The sequence below is a fragment of the Neorhizobium puerariae genome (genome assembly GCF_042429745.1).
Classification (GTDB): domain Bacteria; phylum Pseudomonadota; class Alphaproteobacteria; order Rhizobiales; family Rhizobiaceae; genus Neorhizobium; species Neorhizobium puerariae.
In genome coordinates this window covers 260,567-273,363 of record NZ_JBHMAA010000008.1, presented here as the reverse complement: position 1 = coordinate 273,363, position 12,797 = coordinate 260,567, and the positions used below count along the sequence as shown (strand labels likewise).

General features: G+C 65.5%; 16 protein-coding genes. 12 read left to right on the top strand and 4 right to left on the bottom strand.

Features of this window, described 5'->3' with window-relative positions:
- Nucleotides 1-7 precede the first annotated feature (7 nt).
- The 6 genes from pcaD (at nucleotide 8) to ACFFP0_RS06635 (ending at nucleotide 4,236) form a co-directional block, all read left to right on the top strand.
- A complete protein-coding gene (gene pcaD / locus ACFFP0_RS06660) occupies nucleotides 8-805 on the top strand; it encodes a 3-oxoadipate enol-lactonase (protein ID WP_377257880.1) in 798 nt (265 codons plus the stop codon).
- A gap of 2 nt (nucleotides 806-807) precedes the next feature.
- Complete coding sequence (pcaC, locus tag ACFFP0_RS06655; protein ID WP_377257877.1) at nucleotides 808-1,224, top strand: 4-carboxymuconolactone decarboxylase; 417 nt, start codon at nucleotides 808-810, stop codon at nucleotides 1,222-1,224.
- A complete protein-coding gene (gene pcaH / locus ACFFP0_RS06650) occupies nucleotides 1,221-1,961 on the top strand; it encodes a protocatechuate 3,4-dioxygenase subunit beta (protein ID WP_377257874.1) in 741 nt (246 codons plus the stop codon). Before pcaC ends, pcaH begins: the two co-directional genes overlap by 4 nt.
- Nucleotides 1,962-1,964: 3 nt before the next feature.
- A complete protein-coding gene (gene pcaG, locus ACFFP0_RS06645; protein ID WP_377257871.1) occupies nucleotides 1,965-2,582 on the top strand; it encodes a protocatechuate 3,4-dioxygenase subunit alpha in 618 nt (205 codons plus the stop codon).
- A 27-nt stretch (nucleotides 2,583-2,609) separates the two neighbouring features.
- Complete coding sequence (locus ACFFP0_RS06640) at nucleotides 2,610-3,665, top strand: 3-carboxy-cis,cis-muconate cycloisomerase (RefSeq protein WP_377257868.1); 1,056 nt, start codon at nucleotides 2,610-2,612, stop codon at nucleotides 3,663-3,665.
- 64 nt (nucleotides 3,666-3,729) lie between these two features.
- On the top strand, nucleotides 3,730-4,236 hold the full coding sequence (locus ACFFP0_RS06635; RefSeq protein ID WP_377257865.1) for a TIGR02444 family protein: 507 nt from the start codon (nucleotides 3,730-3,732) through the stop codon (nucleotides 4,234-4,236).
- 32 nt (nucleotides 4,237-4,268) lie between these two features.
- On the opposite strand, the gene ACFFP0_RS06630 is transcribed toward ACFFP0_RS06635, so the two are convergent.
- The 3 genes from ACFFP0_RS06630 to ACFFP0_RS06620 form a co-directional block, all read right to left on the bottom strand.
- A complete protein-coding gene (locus ACFFP0_RS06630) occupies nucleotides 4,269-4,853 on the bottom strand; it encodes a UbiX family flavin prenyltransferase (RefSeq protein ID WP_377257862.1) in 585 nt (194 codons plus the stop codon).
- 270 nt (nucleotides 4,854-5,123) lie between these two features.
- Nucleotides 5,124-5,630: a MarR family winged helix-turn-helix transcriptional regulator gene (locus ACFFP0_RS06625; protein WP_377257859.1), complete on the bottom strand. Its 507-nt coding sequence runs from the start codon at nucleotides 5,628-5,630 to the stop codon at nucleotides 5,124-5,126.
- Between the two features lie 115 nt (nucleotides 5,631-5,745).
- Nucleotides 5,746-5,988, bottom strand: a complete 243-nt coding sequence (locus tag ACFFP0_RS06620) for a hypothetical protein (RefSeq protein WP_377257856.1) — start codon at nucleotides 5,986-5,988, stop codon at nucleotides 5,746-5,748.
- Between the two features lie 546 nt (nucleotides 5,989-6,534).
- Here ACFFP0_RS06620 and modA point away from each other — a divergent pair.
- The 3 genes from modA (at nucleotide 6,535) to modC (ending at nucleotide 9,387) form a co-directional block, all read left to right on the top strand.
- Nucleotides 6,535-7,317, top strand: a complete 783-nt coding sequence (gene modA / locus ACFFP0_RS06615; protein ID WP_377257854.1) for a molybdate ABC transporter substrate-binding protein — start codon at nucleotides 6,535-6,537, stop codon at nucleotides 7,315-7,317.
- A gap of 295 nt (nucleotides 7,318-7,612) precedes the next feature.
- On the top strand, nucleotides 7,613-8,320 hold the full coding sequence (modB, locus tag ACFFP0_RS06610; RefSeq protein ID WP_377257852.1) for a molybdate ABC transporter permease subunit: 708 nt from the start codon (nucleotides 7,613-7,615) through the stop codon (nucleotides 8,318-8,320).
- Entirely contained in the window at nucleotides 8,317-9,387 is a 1,071-nt protein-coding gene (gene modC / locus ACFFP0_RS06605; RefSeq protein WP_377257850.1) for a molybdenum ABC transporter ATP-binding protein, read from the top strand. The genes modB and modC overlap by 4 nt, the downstream gene beginning before the upstream one ends.
- Here the strand turns inward: modC and ACFFP0_RS06600 are convergent, their stop codons facing one another.
- Nucleotides 9,388-9,558, bottom strand: a complete 171-nt coding sequence (locus tag ACFFP0_RS06600) for a hypothetical protein (RefSeq protein ID WP_377257848.1) — start codon at nucleotides 9,556-9,558, stop codon at nucleotides 9,388-9,390.
- Nucleotides 9,559-9,722: 164 nt separating this feature from the next.
- Here ACFFP0_RS06600 and ACFFP0_RS06595 point away from each other — a divergent pair, with 164 nt between their 5' ends.
- From ACFFP0_RS06595 to ACFFP0_RS06585, 3 genes are read left to right on the top strand one after another with little or no spacing between them, the layout of a single operon-like run.
- Nucleotides 9,723-11,105, top strand: a complete 1,383-nt coding sequence (locus tag ACFFP0_RS06595; RefSeq protein ID WP_377258743.1) for an FAD/NAD(P)-binding protein — start codon at nucleotides 9,723-9,725, stop codon at nucleotides 11,103-11,105.
- Nucleotides 11,098-11,736, top strand: coding sequence for a 2-hydroxychromene-2-carboxylate isomerase (locus ACFFP0_RS06590; RefSeq protein ID WP_377257846.1), 639 nt, complete (start codon nucleotides 11,098-11,100; stop codon nucleotides 11,734-11,736). Before ACFFP0_RS06595 ends, ACFFP0_RS06590 begins: the two co-directional genes overlap by 8 nt.
- Nucleotides 11,736-12,737, top strand: coding sequence for a dipeptidase (locus ACFFP0_RS06585; RefSeq protein ID WP_377257844.1), 1,002 nt, complete (start codon nucleotides 11,736-11,738; stop codon nucleotides 12,735-12,737). Before ACFFP0_RS06590 ends, ACFFP0_RS06585 begins: the two co-directional genes overlap by 1 nt.
- Nucleotides 12,738-12,797: the final 60 nt, after the last annotated feature.

Sequence of the window (12,797 nt, the reverse complement as noted above, 5' to 3'; positions counted from 1 at the left end):
GGTGCGGATGCAGTTTGTACACATCAACGGCATTGTGATCCATTACGACATTCGCCGCGCGGAGGGTGACAGGCCGGTCGTCGTCTTCATCAATTCGCTCGGAACGGACAGTCGTATCTGGCATCACGTGGCTCCGAAGCTTGCCGAAGACTACACGATCCTCACTTACGACAAGCGTGGTCACGGGCTTTCCGGCCTCGGCAACCCGCCCTATTCGATCGACGACCATGCGGCCGACCTTGCCGGGCTGCTCGATCATCTGGAACTGTCCGGGGTGGTCGTCTGCGGTCTCTCGGTGGGCGGGCTGATCGCGCAGGGTCTGTATGCAAGCAGGCCGGACCTCGTGAAGGGGCTGGTGCTTTCCAATACCGCGCACAAGATCGGCACGGCCGAGATGTGGGCGGCGCGCATCGCCACCGTCGAGGAAAAGGGCATCGGCAACATTCTCGACGCGATCATGGAGCGCTGGTTCACCGCGCCTTTCCGCAGGCCGGAAAACGCTGCCTACCAGGCCTATTGCAACATGCTCGTGCGCCAGCCGGTCCTCGGCTACAGCGGCACATGCGCGGCGATCCGCGACGCCGATTTCACCGAGGTCGCGAAGAGGATCGCGGTGCCGGCGCTCTGCGTCGTCGGCCGCGAGGACGGCTCGACGCCGCCGGACGTGGTGAAGTCGCTCGCCGACCTGATCCCCGGCGCGCGCTTCGAGATCATCGACGGCGCCGCGCATATCCCCTGCGTCGAAACGCCTGCCGCCCATGCCGCGCTCATCCGCGGCTTCATCGAACAACTGAACGAGGAATAGAGATGGCCGAAGCTTCCAAGCCGTCGGAACGTTACGCGGAAGGCATGAAGACGCGCCGCTCCGTGCTCGGCGATGCCTATGTGGACCGCGCCCAGGCGAACAAGACGCCGTTCGACCAGCCTTTCCAGGAACTCATCACCGAAAGCGCCTGGGGGTCGGTCTGGTCTCGCCAGCACTGGACGAAGCGCGAGCGTTCCATGGTGACGATCGCCCTGCTCGCCGCGCTCGGCCATTACGACGAGGTCGCCATGCATATCCGCGCAACCGCCAACACGGGCGCGACGAAGGACGACATCCGCGAAGCCCTGATGCATGTGGCAGTCTATGCCGGTGTTCCGGCCGCCAACCATGCCTTCAAGATCGCGAAGGCCACTTATGCCGAAATGGACGCGGAAAAGGCCGCGGGAGGGACGAAATGAAGAACATACCGCCAGAAACGACACCTTTCTTTGCCCGGGACAGGCAATGGCATCCGCCGGCCTTCACGCCCGCCTACAAGACCTCCGTGCTGCGCTCGCCCCAGCGCGCGCTGATCTCGCTCGAAGGCACCAGGAGCGAGATCACCGGCCCGGTCTTCGGCCACAACATCATCGGCGAGTTCGACAACGACCTGATCGTCAACTATGCCAAGCCCGGCGAGATGGCGATCGGCGAACGCATCCTCGTCTACGGCCGCGTGCTGGACGAGCGTGGCGTCGGCATTCCCGGCGCGCTGGTGGAATTCTGGCAGGCCAATGCCGGCGGCCGTTATCGCCACAAGAAGGAAACCTATCTCGCGCCGCTCGACCCGAATTTCGGCGGCTGCGGCCGCACCATCACCGACGAGAACGGCAACTATTTCTTCAAGACGATCAAGCCCGGTCCGTATCCGTGGCCGAACGGCGTCAACGACTGGCGCCCGGCGCATATCCACTTCTCGGTCTTCGGCCACGGCTTTGCCCAGCGCCTGATCACCCAGATGTATTTCGAAGGCGATCCGATGATCTGGATTTGTCCCATCGTGAAGACCATTCCGGACGAGAACGCCATCAAGGGCCTGATCGCCGCCCTCGACATGAACAGCACGATTCCGCATGACATGAGAGCCTACAAGTTCGACATTATCTTGCGCGGCCGCCGCTCGACGCTTTTCGAGAACCGCAAGGAAGGGAACTGATCCATGGTCCAGCCGCTCACCTATTTCAAGGAATCCGCCTCGCAGACGGCAGGTCCCTACGTCCATATCGGCTGCACGCCGAATTTTTCCGGCATCACCGGCGTCTACGAGACCGACCTCGGCTCCGGCCCGATGGTCAACGACAAGACCCGCGGCGACCGCATCATCATCCGCGGCTTCGTCTACGACGGCGCGATGACGCCGCTCAAGGACGCACTGATCGAGGTCTGGCAGGCGGATGCGGACGGTTTCTACAACAGCCCGTCGGAAACCCGCGGCAAGGCCGACCCGAACTTCTTCGGATGGGCGCGTTGTCCCGGCGACATGACCACCGGCGAGTTCGTTTTCGAAACGATCAAGCCCGGCCGCGTTCCCTTCCGCGACGGCCGCCTGATGGCGCCGCACGTCACCTTCTGGGTGGTCGCGCGCGGCATCAACCTCGGCCTCAACACCCGCATGTACTTTTCCGACGAGGAAGAGGCCAATGCCGAGGACCCGATTCTCAGCCGCATCGAGCACAAGGTCCGCGTTCCCACCCTGATCGGCAAGCGTGAGGGTAATACCGTCACCTTCAACATCTATCTTCAGGGCGAAAATGAAACCATATTCTTCGATATCTGATACTGATGTCGAAGATCAGGGGTTTCCATGAGCGTTTCGGCTTTCGAGCATCCGTTCCTGTCCGGCCTCCTCGGTGACGAGGAGGCCGGAAGGCTGTTTTCGGCAGAGGCCGAGATCGAAGCCATGCTTGCCTTCGAGTCGGCGCTTGCCAAGGCCGAGGCAAGCGCGGGCGTCATTCCCGCCGATGCGGCGGAGCGCATCTGCGCCGTCTGCGGCGCGTTCACGCCCGATATGGCCGAACTCCGGCAGGGCACGGCTCGTGACGGCATCGTGGTCGCAGACCTCGTCAGCCAGCTGCGGGGGGTCGTCGGCGACGATGCGGCGCAATACGTGCATTTCGGCGCGACCAGCCAGGATGTCATCGACACGGCGCTGATCCTCAGGCTGAAGCAGGTCTGCGGGCTGTTCAACGAGCGCCTTTCCGCGCTGGAAAAGGTCCTGGGCGAGATCGACCGGACATTCGGCGGCCGGGCGCTGATGGGGCATACCCGCATGCAGGCGGCGATCCCGATCACCGTCTCCGACCGCATCCGCGCGTGGCGGGAGCCGCTCATCCGCCACCGCCATCGGCTGGAGGTCTTTTCCGAGCACGGTTTTGCCGTCCAGTTCGGCGGCGCGGCCGGCACGCTGGAGAAGCTGGGCGCGCATGCGGCCGAGGTGCGCAAGTCGCTTGCCTGGGAGCTTTTCCTGACCGACACGCCGCAATGGCAGAGCCAGCGCGACCGGCTGGCGGAATTCGCCGGCATCCTGGCGCTGATTTCCGGTTCGCTCGGCAAGCTGGGCCAGGACGTGGCGCTGCTGGCCGAAATGGGCGGCGAGATGGAGCTTGCCGGCGGCGGCGGATCTTCCGCCATGGCTCACAAGCAGAATCCGGTGGCGGCCGAGGTGCTCGTCTCGCTCGCCCGCTTCAACGCGGTGCAGCTTTCCGGCATGCAGCAATCCATGGTGCACGAGCAGGAGCGCTCGGGCGCCGCCTGGACGCTCGAATGGCTGATCCTGCCGCCGATGGTGATGGCGACGGGCGCGGCGCTGCGGCTCGCCGCCGGGCTTGCGGCCAATGTCCGGTCGCTGGGGAAGGGCTGAAACACGGCGTTTCTCCCCGCCCGTTGTCTCGGGGGCGGAGTGGACGGACCTTGAAGGGAAAGCGATGACAGCCGGCGACCGGCAGGGACTTTGGGGTTTTTCCCTGCGCCTCTACGGCCTGCCGGGGGTGGGCGACGCCTGTCTGGTCCTGCAGGATGAAAGCGATGTCGATGTGCCGGTGTTTCTTTTTGCCGCCTGGCTTTCGAAAAATTCCGTGGCGTTGCGCGAAACGGATCTCGCCCGTATCGACGGGCTCGTCGCGTCCTGGCGCGAGGAGGTGGTGAAGCCGCTGCGTGCCGTGCGCCGCAGGCTGAGGAGCGGCCTTCCGCCCGCGCCGGCGACGGAAACCGGAAGGTTGCGCAACGGCGTGAAGGGCGTCGAGCTCGATGCGGAAAGGATCGAGCTGGCGCTTCTCGAAGCGGAAGGGCTGGCGCTGGCCGGAACCGGCGACCGCCGGGACGATGCGGGCGCGAACCTTACGCTCGTGCTGCGGTATTTCCGGGGCTCCGCGCCGGATGCGAAGGCCTCCCTGGCTCTTCGGACCGTCGAAGCGGCGCTGGCCGGGCCTTGAGCCGGAACTCGCTTGGCCGCCGCCCATGGAAATCAATGTTGGCCGGGCGATCCCGGCCCATCCTTCCAGCGTTTCACCATCGGCAGATTGATGTCGAAGAGGTCGAGTGCGCGGCCGACCGTCTGGGTCACCATCTCGTCGATCGAGTTCGGCTTCGAATAGAAGGCGGGCACTGGCGGCATGATGACCGCGCCGTTGCGGGTCGCCTGGTCCATCAGCGCGATGTGGCCGGCATGGAGCGGCGTCTCGCGGAAGAGCAGCACGACGCGGCGGCGCTCCTTGAGGCAGACGTCGGCGGCGCGCACGATCAGCTCGTCGTTATAGCAATTGGCGATGCCGCTCAGCGTCTTCACCGAGCAGGGCGCGACGAGCATGCCGGCCGTGCGGAACGAGCCGGAGGAGATCGCCGCGCCAATATCCCGGTAATTGTAGAGCACGTCGGCGAGGCCCCTGATCTCCTCGGCGCTCATGTCGATCTCGTCGGTCGCCGTCCGGAAGGCGGAGGGCGAGATCATCGCATGGGTTTCCACATCCTCGACCTGCCGCAAGAGCTGCAGGGCGCGGACGCCGTAGACGACCCCGGAAGCCCCGGTAATGGCGATGATGATGCGACGCATGAACTCTGTCCCGAACGGTTATTGCGCACCCGCGGCCGCTTTGCCGCGCCTGACGGTCGCCGCGACGGTGTCGGCGAGGCCGCCGGTGTCCTGGTTCCGGGGATCAGCCATGTCTCTCCTCGAATGCGGCGATGGGCAGGCCGATATGGCCGGCTGCCTGTCATACATACAAACGCGCCTCCCGTCACCTCTCGGCCGGGCGATGGGTCCGATTGCCGCCTGAAGCGCAAGGGGGAGGTCGTCGCCGCACTCGACCCGGGCGGGGCGCGCTCAGAAATCCCGTCGGGCGCCAAACGTCGCGGCAATCCTGCCGAGCGTGGCGATCAGCACCGCCCTGTCCTTTCCGGCGATCTCGTCCAGCCGGCGGTCGTGGACATCGGCAATCGCATGCAGCCGCGCCTGCATCCTCCGGCCCTTATCGGTGAGCCGGACGCTGTAGCTGCGCTGGTCGTCCGGGTTTCCGTGCCGCTCGACCAGTCCGCGCCCGGCCAGTTCCCTCAGGCTGGAGGTCAGCGTGGAACGGTCGCGCCCGCAGATGCGGCTGAGTTCCGAAGGCGTCATGCCGTCCCGCTCCGCCAGCACCGTGAGCAATGCGTACCAGCCGGACTTCAGGTCCGCCTTTCCCGCCGCCTTCGCGAAGGCATGGAAGGATGCTTCCTGCGCCGCGCGCAGATGATAACCGATGAGATTGCGGAACACGGCGGGGATGAAGTCCTCGCCATCCGCGGGCTCCGCCTGCGTCTTGTCCGCCTGTTGAGCCGGTGTCTGCGCCGCCATTGTCCGTCCTCCCGCCTGAAATCTAGTGGGAATCGGAAAATCCGGCAAGATAATTTGATATCAAACTATCCCGGAGCCGCGCATCGGCGGCCGTTCCGGGGCATTCGAAAGGTGCTTACCCGGTGATGTTCGGGATCTTCCGCCTCCGGCGGATCGCTGTCCAGGCGACGAAGAAAGCCACCGTCAGCGCGATCCAGAGAAGCGGGAAGACCAGGAATACCGCCGTATAGGCGCAGGCGCCCTCGAAGCAGGAGCCCGTCAGCTCGAAAGCCGCCATGAGCATGGCGGCAATGCCCGCCACGGCGCCGGCGCCCACGATGCCCAGAAGGGCGATCAATCCATTGACCACATATCTCATGCCTGCCTCCCTCCCGCCAGAATGGCAGGCGGAAGGTTGTCGTCAAGCAGGGTCGCCCATCGGTTCGCCGGGATATTTCAGCCCGTTAGGATGTCGATGAAGGAGAATGCGTAGAACCCGATGACGATCAGGGCGGCCAGGGCCAGAAGGAGGGCTGGGATACTGTTCATGACGTCCGTCTCCATGCCATTTCCTCTCAACGCCGGGCAAGGCCAAGGTATCCGCCGAACATGTTCACGATGGGCGAGAGTTAACGTTTTGTTATCGTGTCCCGGCATCCGCCGAGGAACAGGCGGCGCTGCCGGCGGCCTTCGGCGTCCGGCGTGCCCGGGTTCCGCGCCGTTCCCTGACGGCATTTCGCCCGGTTCCCGGGCGCTCTGCCCGGGGGCTTGCGACATCCGCCGCAACCGCGCTTCGCCGCCGCGGGGAATTGCGGTCCGGAGTCCCGGAACAGATCAAGATATTTTGTGGAATATAACGCTGGTCAAAGGGCGGTTGGCGAGATATTCAAAAGAATATCCCGCGTGAGGACTGGAGAGGAAAATCATGACCGTCAACCGCCGTTCCTGGATCAAGATCGCCGTCGTATCGGCGGCTGCAGCCTTCCTGTCGCTGGCCGGCCTCGCCGGCCCGGCCGCCGCGCAGGAAAAGGTGACCGTCTTTGCCGCGGCCAGCATGAAGAACGCGCTGGACAACGCCAACAAGGCCTGGGGCAAGCCGGTGGTCGTTTCCTATGCGGCCAGCTCGGCGCTCGCCAAGCAGATCGAGACCGGCGCGCCGGCCGACATCTTCATCTCGGCCGATCTCGACTGGATGAAATACGTGGCCGACAAGAAGCTGGTGAAGGAGGGGACACAGTCCAACTGGCTGGGCAACCGCATCGTGCTGGTGGCCGCCAAGGATAATGCCGCGCCGGTCGACATCAAGCCCGGCCTCGACCTCGCCGGTCTCCTGAAGGGCGGCAAGCTCGCCATGGGCGCGCCCGATTCCGTCCCGGCCGGCAAGTACGGCAAGGCCGCGCTCGAAAAGCTCGGCGCCTGGGCCTCGGTGGAAAAGAGCGTCGCGGGGGCCGAAAGCGTGCGCGCCGCGCTGGCGCTCGTTTCGCGCGGCGAAGCGCCCTATGGCATCGTCTACGCGACGGATGCCGCGGCCGATCCGGGCGTCGCCGTCGTCGGCACCTTCCCGGCAGACACCCATCCGCCGATCATCTACCCGATCGCCATCCTGTCGGAATCCAGGTCGCCCGACACGGCCGCCTATCTCGAATATCTGAAATCCTCCCAGGCCGCGCCCTTCTTCGAGAAGGAAGGCTTTACGGTTCTGAAATAGAAGACCGGTGAGCGCGCCTTGCTTCCCTGAGGGCGGCGCAATCGCATCTGGGCAGGATATGCCGGGCTTTTGCGGAGCGATGAGCAAGCCGCATCGGCTCGGTTCCTCCTATGCGATTGCCCTGCCCCGAGGGGGAGGGGCGGCGAGCGGCATCGGGTGGGGTGACATTTCTCCGCGCCTCCGTTCATAGTGCGGAAGTCTCACCGCCGTGGTCTTGCGGCGGCCACCTCTCCCTCAAGGGGCGGGTGCTCGCATCGGCCATTCGTTTCCGGCGGATGGCCTTCTGTTCAGGAGCATGTATTTGGACTGGCTGGCATTGAGTGATGAGGAATGGACCGCGATCAGGCTCAGCCTGTGGGTGTCCGGCATCGCGATGGTCGTCAGCCTGCCTTTCGGCATCCTCATCGCCTATCTGCTGGCGCGCGGAAAATTCTGGGGCAAGTCGATCCTGAACGGCATCGTCCATCTGCCGCTCATCCTGCCGCCGGTCGTCACCGGTTTCATCCTCCTCGTCCTTTTCGGCCGGCGCGGCGTCGTCGGCGCCTTTCTTGCCGATTATCTCGGCATCGTCTTCTCGTTCCGCTGGACGGGGGCGGCGCTTGCCTGCGGCGTGATGGGCTTTCCCCTGATGGTCCGCTCCATCCGCCTTTCCATCGAGGCGGTCGACCGCAAGCTGGAGGAGGCGGCCGGTACGCTCGGCGCCAATCCGGCCTGGGTCTTCGTCACCGTCACGCTGCCGCTCATCCTGCCCGGCATCATCGCCGGCATGATCCTGGCCTTCGCCAAGGCCATGGGCGAGTTCGGCGCGACGATCACCTTCGTCTCCAACATCCCCGGCGAAACCCAGACACTGTCGGCGGCGATCTATACGTTCACGCAGGTGCCCGGCGGCGATGCCGGCGCCATGCGGCTGACGCTGGTCGCGATCGCCATCTCCTTCGCCGCGCTGCTCGCATCCGAATTCATGGCCTACCTGGTCGGCAGGAGGGTCGATATCGAATGACCCTCATCGTCGAGGCGAAACAGAGGCTGGGCGGGTTCTCGCTCGATGCGGGCTTCACGTCGGACGGCGGCGTGACGGCGCTGTTCGGCCGTTCGGGCTCCGGCAAGACCTCGCTGGTGCGGGTGATCGCCGGACTGTCCAGGCCGGACCACGGCCGGCTGATGGTCGACGGCGACGTGTTGCTCGATACGGAAAACCGCATCTTCGCGCCGAAGCACAGGCGCCGCTTCGGCTACGTCTTCCAGGAAGGGCGGCTTTTCCCGCATCTCAGCGTCCGGCAGAACCTTGCCTATGGCCGATGGTTCGCGCCCGGGGCGGCGCCGGCCGAAAATTTCGACCGCATCGTCGACCTCCTCGGGATCGGCGCGCTGCTCGACCGGCGGCCCGGCAAACTGTCCGGCGGGGAAAAGCAGCGCGTGGCGATCGGCCGCGCGCTGCTGTCGGCGCCGCGGCTGCTCCTGATGGACGAACCGCTCGCCGCACTCGACGACGAGCGCAAGGCGGAAATCCTGCCCTATCTGGAGCGCCTGCGCGACGAGACCTCGACGCCGATCGTCTATGTCAGCCATTCGGTGGCGGAGGTGGCGCGGCTCGCCGACAAGGTGGTGATGATGAAGGACGGCCGGGTGGAGGCGACCGGCACGCCTTCAGAGATCCTCAGCGGCTCCGCCTTCCTCTCCTCCGACCGGCGGGACGCCGGCGCGGTGCTGGCCGGCACGGTGGAGGCGGTCGACATCGCCCACCGCCTGGCGACCATCCGGCTTTCGGCCATGCGGATCGTCGTGCCGAACGCCCATGTGGAGGCGGGGCGCACGGTGCGCGTCCACATTCCCGAACGCGACGTGATGGTGGCGACGATCCGGCCGGAATGCCTGAGCGCACTCAACCTCCTCGAAGGCCATGTCGCCGCCATCGAGCCGGATGGCGAGGGCATGATGCGTATCCGCATTCGCTGCGGCGGGGACATGGTGCTTGCCCGCATCACCGCGCTTTCCGTCGAGCGGCTTGACCTGAAGCTCGGAAAACCGGTCTTCGCCGTCATCAAGACCGTGGCGCTGGAACGCTGATCAACGGCGCTTCGCCGCCGCCATCCGGCCGGCCTGCATCCGGTGCTCCGGCGACCCCTTGTTTTTGAGCGGATGCATTCCAAGAGGCTCGCGGATTTCAGGAAGATAAATCTCAAAGCGGCGAAAATGCGCAAAGCTTTTGCTTGCTGAAATTTTCATCAATCTGGCCATTTACATTTCGAATTTTGCATCATAGCATTTTTAGAATTCTATTTCTGAATAATGAGAGGCCCGACGTGGCGAGCAATCATCTTCGGCGGCCGGAATCTCTGGCGGAGCTCGAGGAGCGGCTTGAACTGGATCTGCTGTGGCTGAACCAGCCGCCGAAGGCGTGGATGCCGCGGACCGAGGCCGATGGCGAGAGCGTTCTCGATGTGGCGGTCGTCGGCGGCGGTCTTTGCGGGCTGGTGACGCTCGCAGCCCTCCGGAAGGTGGGGATCGCCAACGCCAGGGCCTACGACCGAAGCCCCCGTGGGCTGGAAGGTCCCTGGATCACCTTCGCGCGGATGGAGACCCTGCGGACGCGCAAGGATGCGGCCGGCCCGGCGCTCGGTATCCCGTCGCTGACGTTCCGGGCCTGGTTCGAGGCGCAATACGGCGCCCAGGCCTATCTCGACATGGAGCTCATCCCGCGTCCCATGTGGATGGAATATCTGGTCTGGTACAGGCGCGTGCTCGGTCTCGACGTCGTCAACGACACGGCGCTTTACGGACTGGAGTTCCGGCCGGACGGGCTGATCGCGCTCGACCTCGGAAGCGGCGAAAAAGCAAAGAAGGTCCTCGCCCGCCGCGTGGTCCTGGCCACGGGTCTGGACGGGCTCGGGGCGCCGGCGCTGCCGGAAGTGGCGGCCCGTGTCCCGCCGCGTTTCGTAAGGCACGGGGCCGATCTCATCGACATGTCATCGCTGCAAGGCAGGCGTGTTGCGGTCGTCGGGGCAGGGGCTTCAGCCATGGACAACGCCGCTGCGGCCCTCGAGGCGGGTGCCGCGCGCGTCGACATCTTCGTGCGCCGTCCCGACATTCCGCGCATCGACAAGTTCACCGGCGTCGGCAGCCAGGGCATGACGCACGGCTATCTCGGCCTGCCGGATGCGGACAAGTGGACCTACATGGTGGCCGGCGAGCGGGCGCAGATCCCGCCGCCCCGCCACAGCGTGCTGCGGGTGTCGCGGCATCCCAATGCCTTCTTCCATCTTGCCAGCCCCGTGGACGATCTCGTCGAGACCGGCGGCGCCGTCGAGGTGGTGACGCCGAAGGGCCGCTACGCGGCCGATCTGGTGATCTTTGCCACCGGTTTTTCCGTCGATTTCGGCAAGCGGCCGGAATTCGCGGCGCTGGAGGACCGGGTCCTTCTCTGGCGGGATGTCCATACGCCGCCGGCGGGATGGGAAAACGCCGCCATCGGCGCGACGCCCTATCTCGGTCCCTCTTTCGAGTTCCGGCCGAAGCCCGAACTCGACCCGGCGACGGCGGCGGCGATCCCGAAAGTCTTCTGCTTCGCCTATCCGGCCGTGCCCTCGCATGGCAAGATCACCAGCGGCATTCCCTCCATCAGCGATGGCGCGGTGCGCCTTGCCACCGGACTTGCCCGGTCGCTGTTCGTGGAGGACCGCGCCTACCATCTCGACCGGTTCCTCGGGTTCGACACGCCCGAACTTCTCGGCGACGAATGGACCGATGCGGATATCCGGGAGGAGATCGACCGTGCCGATGGATGAACGAAGCCCGGAGCTGCAGATATTCTACGGCATCTCGTCGCCCTGGGCCTATTTCGGCGCCGGGAGGGCGGTGGCCATCGCCCGCGAGAACGGCGCTCGCGTGCGCCTGCGGCCGATCCGCATCATCGAGGCGAACGGGGGCATTCCGCTCCGCAAGCGGCCCGACGCGCGCCAGATCTATCACGAGGTCGAGCTGCGCCGCTGGCGGGACTATCTCGGCATGCCCCTGAACCTGAAGCCGAAATTCTATCCCTGCCGGACCATCGAGCCCGCCGCGCAGGCGGTCATCGCGCTGCAGAAGGCGGGGCTCGACGCGATTTCGTTTTCCTTCGCCGTCCAGCGCGCCCTCTGGGCGGAAGACCGCGACATCGCCGATCCGGATACGCTGCGCGCCATCGCGCTTTCGACGGCCGGGGAGGCGGCGGCCAGGCTGGTCGTTGACCCGCAGCCGGAAGCGGTCGTCGCCGAATGGCATGGAAATCTCGCCGAGGCCGAACGGCTCGGCATTTTCGGCACGCCGACCTATGTCGTCGGCAGGGAACTGTTCTGGGGCCAGGACCGCCTGGATTTCGTCGACCGGGCGCTGAAGGCCGGACGAGGGACGATTGACGCATTGAAGGAGCCGGCGTGATGACCGATGCCAAGAAACTGCATGACGACGCCATCATCGTCGATGGCTTGCAGACCTGCCAGTGGAGCCGGTCGATCTTCGAGGAAATGCGCGCCGGCGGCCTGACGGCGGTCAACGTTTCGTCGCTCCTCTGGGAGAATTTCCGCGAAGGCATCGGCTACGTGTCGGAATGGAAGCGCTTCCTGCGCGAGAACGACGACATCCTGCGCCCGGTCCGCACCGTCGCCGACATCCACGCCGCGAAAGCCGAGAACAGAACCGGCATCATCATCGGCTGGCAGAACACCTCGCCGCTGGAAGACAAGCTCGACTACGTGGAGATCTTCAAGGATCTCGGCGTCGGCATCATGCAGCTCACCTACAATACCCAGAACTACTCCGGCGCCGGTTATCTGGAAGAGGTCGACAGCGGCCTCACGGGTTTCGGCAGGGAGGTCCTGGCGGAAATGAACCGCGTCGGCGTGCTCTGCGATCTCAGCCATGTGGGCGACAGGACGACGGCGGATGTCATCGCGCGTTCGAAGAGCCCGGTCTGCATTTCCCACATCCTGCCGCGGGCGCTGCGGGACGTGAAGCGCAACAAGCCGGACGAACTCTTCGTCGCCTGCGCCGAGAAGGGCGGCCTGATCGGCGTCAGCCTCTTCGCGCCCGGCCTTGCCGCCGGCAATGACGCCACGGTCGAGGACTATCTCGACGCCATGGCCTATGTCATCGACCTGGTCGGCGAGGATCATGTCGGCATCGGGACCGATTTCTCGCTCGACCGCCCCCGCCCCGGCCCCTGGCTGCTGTGGGCCAACAAGGACAAGGGAACGGCGCGCACGCTGACCGAGTTCGGCTCGGTCAAGATTTCCAAGCCGAAGGGCATCGAGCGCATGACCGAGATGCCGAACCTGACGGCGAGGATGCTGGCGCGCGGCTGGAGCGAGGAACTGGTGCTGAAGCTTCTCGGCCGGAACTGGCTGCGCGTGCTCGACCGGGCCTGGACGCCGGCAGCATGATCTTTCCGGCATCGCCCGCCGGCCGGAAGAGAATTGCCGCGGCGCCTGGAATAACGGCTT

What these genes read in the sequence shown, in the direction of transcription:
- pcaD (WP_377257880.1), top strand. Translation starts at nt 8, where the DNA reads ATGCAGTTTGTACACATCAACGGCATTGTGATCCATTACGACATTCGC.
- pcaC (WP_377257877.1), top strand. Translation starts at nt 808, where the DNA reads ATGGCCGAAGCTTCCAAGCCGTCGGAACGTTACGCGGAAGGCATGAAG.
- pcaH (WP_377257874.1), top strand. Translation starts at nt 1,221, where the DNA reads ATGAAGAACATACCGCCAGAAACGACACCTTTCTTTGCCCGGGACAGG.
- pcaG (WP_377257871.1), top strand. Translation starts at nt 1,965, where the DNA reads ATGGTCCAGCCGCTCACCTATTTCAAGGAATCCGCCTCGCAGACGGCA.
- ACFFP0_RS06640 (WP_377257868.1), top strand. Translation starts at nt 2,610, where the DNA reads ATGAGCGTTTCGGCTTTCGAGCATCCGTTCCTGTCCGGCCTCCTCGGT.
- ACFFP0_RS06635 (WP_377257865.1), top strand. Translation starts at nt 3,730, where the DNA reads ATGACAGCCGGCGACCGGCAGGGACTTTGGGGTTTTTCCCTGCGCCTC.
- ACFFP0_RS06630 (WP_377257862.1), bottom strand. Translation starts at nt 4,853, where the DNA reads ATGCGTCGCATCATCATCGCCATTACCGGGGCTTCCGGGGTCGTCTAC.
- ACFFP0_RS06625 (WP_377257859.1), bottom strand. Translation starts at nt 5,630, where the DNA reads ATGGCGGCGCAGACACCGGCTCAACAGGCGGACAAGACGCAGGCGGAG.
- ACFFP0_RS06620 (WP_377257856.1), bottom strand. Translation starts at nt 5,988, where the DNA reads ATGAGATATGTGGTCAATGGATTGATCGCCCTTCTGGGCATCGTGGGC.
- modA (WP_377257854.1), top strand. Translation starts at nt 6,535, where the DNA reads ATGACCGTCAACCGCCGTTCCTGGATCAAGATCGCCGTCGTATCGGCG.
- modB (WP_377257852.1), top strand. Translation starts at nt 7,613, where the DNA reads ATGTATTTGGACTGGCTGGCATTGAGTGATGAGGAATGGACCGCGATC.
- modC (WP_377257850.1), top strand. Translation starts at nt 8,317, where the DNA reads ATGACCCTCATCGTCGAGGCGAAACAGAGGCTGGGCGGGTTCTCGCTC.
- ACFFP0_RS06600 (WP_377257848.1), bottom strand. Translation starts at nt 9,558, where the DNA reads ATGGCCAGATTGATGAAAATTTCAGCAAGCAAAAGCTTTGCGCATTTT.
- ACFFP0_RS06595 (WP_377258743.1), top strand. Translation starts at nt 9,723, where the DNA reads ATGCCGCGGACCGAGGCCGATGGCGAGAGCGTTCTCGATGTGGCGGTC.
- ACFFP0_RS06590 (WP_377257846.1), top strand. Translation starts at nt 11,098, where the DNA reads ATGGATGAACGAAGCCCGGAGCTGCAGATATTCTACGGCATCTCGTCG.
- ACFFP0_RS06585 (WP_377257844.1), top strand. Translation starts at nt 11,736, where the DNA reads ATGACCGATGCCAAGAAACTGCATGACGACGCCATCATCGTCGATGGC.